The organism is Sphingobium sp. SA916 (assembly GCF_002894065.1).
Taxonomy (GTDB): Bacteria; Pseudomonadota; Alphaproteobacteria; order Sphingomonadales; family Sphingomonadaceae; genus Sphingobium; species Sphingobium fuliginis.
The window spans coordinates 1-4,335 of sequence record NZ_LXYF01000102.1; the positions used below are offsets into that span (position 1 = coordinate 1).

Consider the following 4,335-nt stretch of genomic DNA (forward strand, 5'->3'; position numbering starts at 1 on the left):
CGGCCGGCGCGGCCGTGGCGACCGGAGCGGCGGCGACGGGCGGGGGCGCATAGGTGACGGCGCCGCCGCCCACCTTGCGCGCGACGCGGATCTTGCGGTCGCCGTCCTCCACCTCGATTTCCGTCAGGTTGGTGTCGTCGAGCAGCGCGGCGAGATCGCGCACCAATTGTACGTCCACCTGCATTGCGCCCTTTTCAGCCTTGTCGTTCATTTTCAGTCCCTGGACGGTGAATTTCGTGTTCCGATGCCCGCGCCTATGCGCATTTGCGCCGGAGCGCAACTTATGTGCGTCGAGTTACAGTTCGAGCGCCGCCTCCAGCGCGAGCATGTAGGACAGGGCGCCGAAGCCCGCGATGGTCCCCTTCGCCGCCATGCCGACATAGCTTTTGTGGCGGAATTCCTCGCGCCGGTGGGGGTTGGAGAGGTGCACCTCTATCACCGGGACCGTGATGGCCTTGATCGCGTCGTGCAGCGCGACGGAGCTGTGGGTAAGGCCGGCGGCGTTGAGGATGACGGCGTGCGCGCCCTCCGCATGCGCCTCCTGCAGCCAGTCGATCAGATGGCCTTCATGGTTGGACTGGCGGAAATCGATCTCGACATGGGCGCGGTTGGCGGCGTCCTCCATCCGCTCGGCAATGTCGTCCAGCGTGTCATAGCCGTAGATTTCAGGCTCCCGCGTGCCGAGCATGTTGATGTTGGGACCGTTCAGGACATAGATTTTGCGCGTTTCGGCCATGGCGGTCCCCTTATGGTTGCGGGTGGGGCGTCGACGCCCCTATATGCGCGCTGATCTTTAGCCCTTCGTGTCGCGCCAAGTCGAGACACCTTGTTTGACAGGACAGAGCATTGAGCGTCGACGGAACCGTGTCCATCCATATCAATGGCGAGCATCGCCGCGTGCGTGCGGGCATGACGCTGGCGGAGCTGGCGAGCGAACTGGGTTTCGTGCCGGAGAAGGTGGCGGTGGAGCGCAATCTGGAGGTGGTGCCGCGATCGACGCTGGCGCAGGTGTGCGTCGAGGATGGCGACGAACTGGAGATCGTGCATTTCGTTGGCGGCGGCGACCATCCGGTCGCGGGCGGCGGCGATGTCCCGGCGGTGGATGAGGATGGCTGGACCGTGGCGGGCCGGACCTTCCGTTCGCGGCTGATCGTCGGCACGGGCAAGTACAGGGATTTCGAGCAGAATGCGGCGGCCGTCGCGGCTTCGGGGGCGGAGATCGTCACCGTGGCGGTGCGGCGGGTCAATGTGTCGGACCCCAAGGCGCCGATGCTGACGGATTTCATCGATCCCCGGAAGATCACCTATCTGCCCAATACGGCAGGCTGCTACACGGGGGAGGAGGCGATCCGCACCTTGCGCCTGGCGCGCGAGGCGGGCGGTTGGGATCTGGTGAAGCTGGAAGTGCTGGGCGAGGCGCGGACGCTCTATCCCGACATGGTGGAAACGCTGCGGGCGACGGAGATACTGGCCAGGGAAGGCTTCAAGCCGATGGTCTATTGCGTGGACGATCCCATTGCGGCGAAGCGGCTGGAGGATGCGGGCGCGGTGGCGATCATGCCGCTGGGCGCACCGATCGGGTCGGGGCTGGGCATTCAGAATCGGGTGACGATAAGGCTGATCGTGGAAGGGACCCGGCTGCCGGTGCTGGTCGATGCGGGCGTGGGGACGGCTTCCGAAGCGGCCGAGGCGATGGAACTGGGCTGCACCGGCGTGCTGATGAACACGGCCATTGCCGAGGCGAAGGACCCGGTGCTGATGGCCGCCGCGATGAAGGCCGGGGTCGAGGCGGGCCGGATGGCCTATCGGGCCGGGCGGATGGCGAAGCGCATGTATGCCGATCCTTCAAGTCCATTGGCTGGGCTGATCTGAGGCGCTGGCAAGAGGGTGCGCCATGCTCCCGCGGAGGCAGGAGCCCGGTTGGGATGGTGTCTGAACGGGGCGGGACGGGGCGGTCATGAGCCGCCTGCCTCATTGGAGCGCCTGCGCGGGAGTTGTCGTGGTATCGGCGGGGTTGCGGCTTTCGCCGTTGCAGCAAATTGACCCTTTGCCGGGTTGCTTCTATCTCCTTGGGCGGATTCCCGGCAGGAGGACAGGCGATGGTGAACAAGCTCTACCCCGATGCGGCGAGTGCGTTGGAGGGTTTGCTGTTCGACGGCATGCATCTGTGCGCTGGCGGGTTCGGTCTGTGCGGGATACCCGAGCGGCTGATCGATGCGATCCGGGATTCGGGCGTCAGGGATCTGACCATCGCCTCCAACAATGCGGGGGTAGATGGCGAGGGGCTGGGCAAGCTGCTGCGCACGCGGCAGGTCAGGAAGATGATCTCCAGCTATGTGGGCGAGAACAAGGAGTTCGAGCGGCAATATCTGGCCGGGGAGCTGGAGGTGGAGTTCTGCCCGCAGGGCACGCTGGCCGAACGCTGCCGGGCGGGCGGCGCGGGCATTCCGGGCTTCTACACCAGGACGGGCGTGGGCACGGCGGTGGCCGAGGGCAAGGAAGTGAAGAGCTTCGACGGGCAGGATTATATATTGGAGCGCGGCATCTTCGCCGATGTGGCGGTCATCAAGGGCTGGAAGGCCGATGAGAGCGGCAACCTCATCTTCCGCAAGACGGCGCGCAACTTCAACCAGCCCATGGCGACGGCGGCGAAGATCTGCGTCGCGGAAGTGGAGGAGGTGGTGCCCACCGGCAGCCTCGACCCCGATGCGATCCATCTGCCCGGCATCTACGTCAAGCGCATGATCGTCGGAGCGCCTTACGACAAGAAAATCGAATTCCGCACCGTCCGCCAGAGGGAGGCGGTTTGACGTGACATGCCCTTCCCCGACCCCTCCCGCGAGTGGGAGGGGGGCTGTCGGCCTGGCGGTTTCGATGATGTTGGCGGGCTGTTCGGCCGATCGGCCGGCGGCGGTTCCGGTCGCGCCCGAAACGCCCCCGGCCGGGATGCAGTATCTTTATGGGTCGGGGGAGGCTTCGGCGCTTTCGCTCCAGGCCTATCAGGCTTTGCTGGCGCATGTCGCGGCGAAGGTGAAGGCGCGCCCGGCCGACAGCGTGATCCTGGCCGAAGGCGCAGGCCTTGACGATCCGCGCTTCGTGCCCTGCGGCGCAAAGCCCCTTGCCGCCGTCTTCGATGTCGATGAGACGGTGATGCTCAACATCGGCTATGAATATCATGCAGCGCGGACGGGCAGGGGATTCGACACGGCCGCCTGGGATGCGTGGGAAAGGACGGGCGAAGCTGCGGTCGCGCCGGTTCCGGGCGCGGACCGGATGGTGCGCGCGCTGCGGCAGATGGGCGTGACGGTGGTGTTCAACACCAATCGCGCCGCCGGGAATGTCGAGCCGACCGTCCGCGCCATAAAGGCGGCCGGTCTGGGCGATGCCGTGCATGGGCAGACGCTGTTCCTGAGCGGCGACGACGCCATGGGATCGCGCAAGGACGGGCGGCGGGCGACGATCGCGGCGCGATATTGCGTCATCGCCATGGGCGGCGACCAGTTGGGCGACTTTTCGGACCTGTTCAATGGCGGACCGCCGGTGACGGCGCGGCGTGCCGCGACCATGCAGCCGGCGATCGCGCAGATGTGGGGCAATGGCTGGTTCGTCCTGCCCAATCCGGTTTATGGAAGCGGCCTCAAGGGCGGCTTCGACGAGGTTTTTCCGCTGGACAAGAGGTGGGCCGCGCCTGCCGATGGGGAGAAATAACATGCCCTGGACTCGTGACGAAATGGCCGCGCGGGCGGCGAAGGAATTGCAGGACGGTTTCTACGTGAATCTGGGCATCGGCATCCCGACGCTGGTGGCGAACCATATTCCCGATGGCGTGGAAGTGACGCTGCAGTCGGAGAACGGCATGCTGGGCATCGGCCCTTTCCCCTATGAGGGGGAGGAGGATGCCGACCTGATCAATGCGGGCAAGCAGACGATCAGCGAATTGCCGCAGAGCTGCTATTTTTCCAGCGCCGACAGCTTCGCGATGATCCGGGGCGGGCATATCGACCTGACCGTGCTGGGCGCGATGGAGGTTTCGGAACATGGCGACATCGCCAACTGGATGATCCCGGGCAAGATGATCAAGGGCATGGGCGGCGCGATGGATCTGGTCGCGGGCGTCAAGAAGATCATCGTCGTCATGGAACACACGTCCAAGGACGGCAGTCCCAAGTTCATCCCGGCCTGCACCCTGCCGCTGACGGGCAGGAATGTGGTCGACATGATCGTCACCGACCTCTGCGTGTTCCAGCGGCCCGACCATGACAGCCCGTTCCGCCTCATCGAATGCGCGCCGGGCGTGACGGCGGAGGAAGTCGCCGCCAAGACCAGTGCGCATTA

The 4,335-nt window shown here is 65.6% G+C and carries 5 protein-coding genes and 1 pseudogene; 4 read left to right on the forward strand and 2 right to left on the reverse strand.

Annotated features, from left to right (window positions below):
• Window positions 1–211, reverse strand: a pseudogene (locus A8G00_RS23795) (acetyl-CoA carboxylase, biotin carboxyl carrier protein); the annotation flags it as partial.
• Window positions 212–295: 84 nt separating this feature from the next.
• Complete coding sequence (gene aroQ / locus A8G00_RS23800; protein WP_025549846.1) at window positions 296–736, reverse strand: type II 3-dehydroquinate dehydratase; 441 nt, start codon at window positions 734–736, stop codon at window positions 296–298.
• Window positions 737–846: 110 nt separating this feature from the next.
• Between aroQ and thiS the strand changes: the two genes are divergently transcribed.
• From thiS to A8G00_RS23820, 4 genes are all read left to right on the forward strand, one after another.
• On the forward strand, window positions 847–1,872 hold the full coding sequence (gene thiS / locus A8G00_RS23805) for a sulfur carrier protein ThiS (protein WP_099185234.1): 1,026 nt from the start codon (window positions 847–849) through the stop codon (window positions 1,870–1,872).
• Between the two features lie 227 nt (window positions 1,873–2,099).
• Window positions 2,100–2,810, forward strand: coding sequence for a CoA transferase subunit A (locus A8G00_RS23810; RefSeq protein ID WP_044661385.1), 711 nt, complete (start codon window positions 2,100–2,102; stop codon window positions 2,808–2,810).
• Window positions 2,811–2,874: 64 nt separating this feature from the next.
• Window positions 2,875–3,708 (forward strand): 5'-nucleotidase, lipoprotein e(P4) family, encoded by an 834-nt coding sequence (locus A8G00_RS23815; protein WP_037483047.1) that lies wholly within the window; start codon window positions 2,875–2,877, stop codon window positions 3,706–3,708.
• A gap of 1 nt (window position 3,709) precedes the next feature.
• Window positions 3,710–4,335, forward strand: a 626-nt coding sequence (locus A8G00_RS23820) for a CoA transferase subunit B (protein WP_103001879.1), incomplete at its 3' end; no start/stop codon positions are given.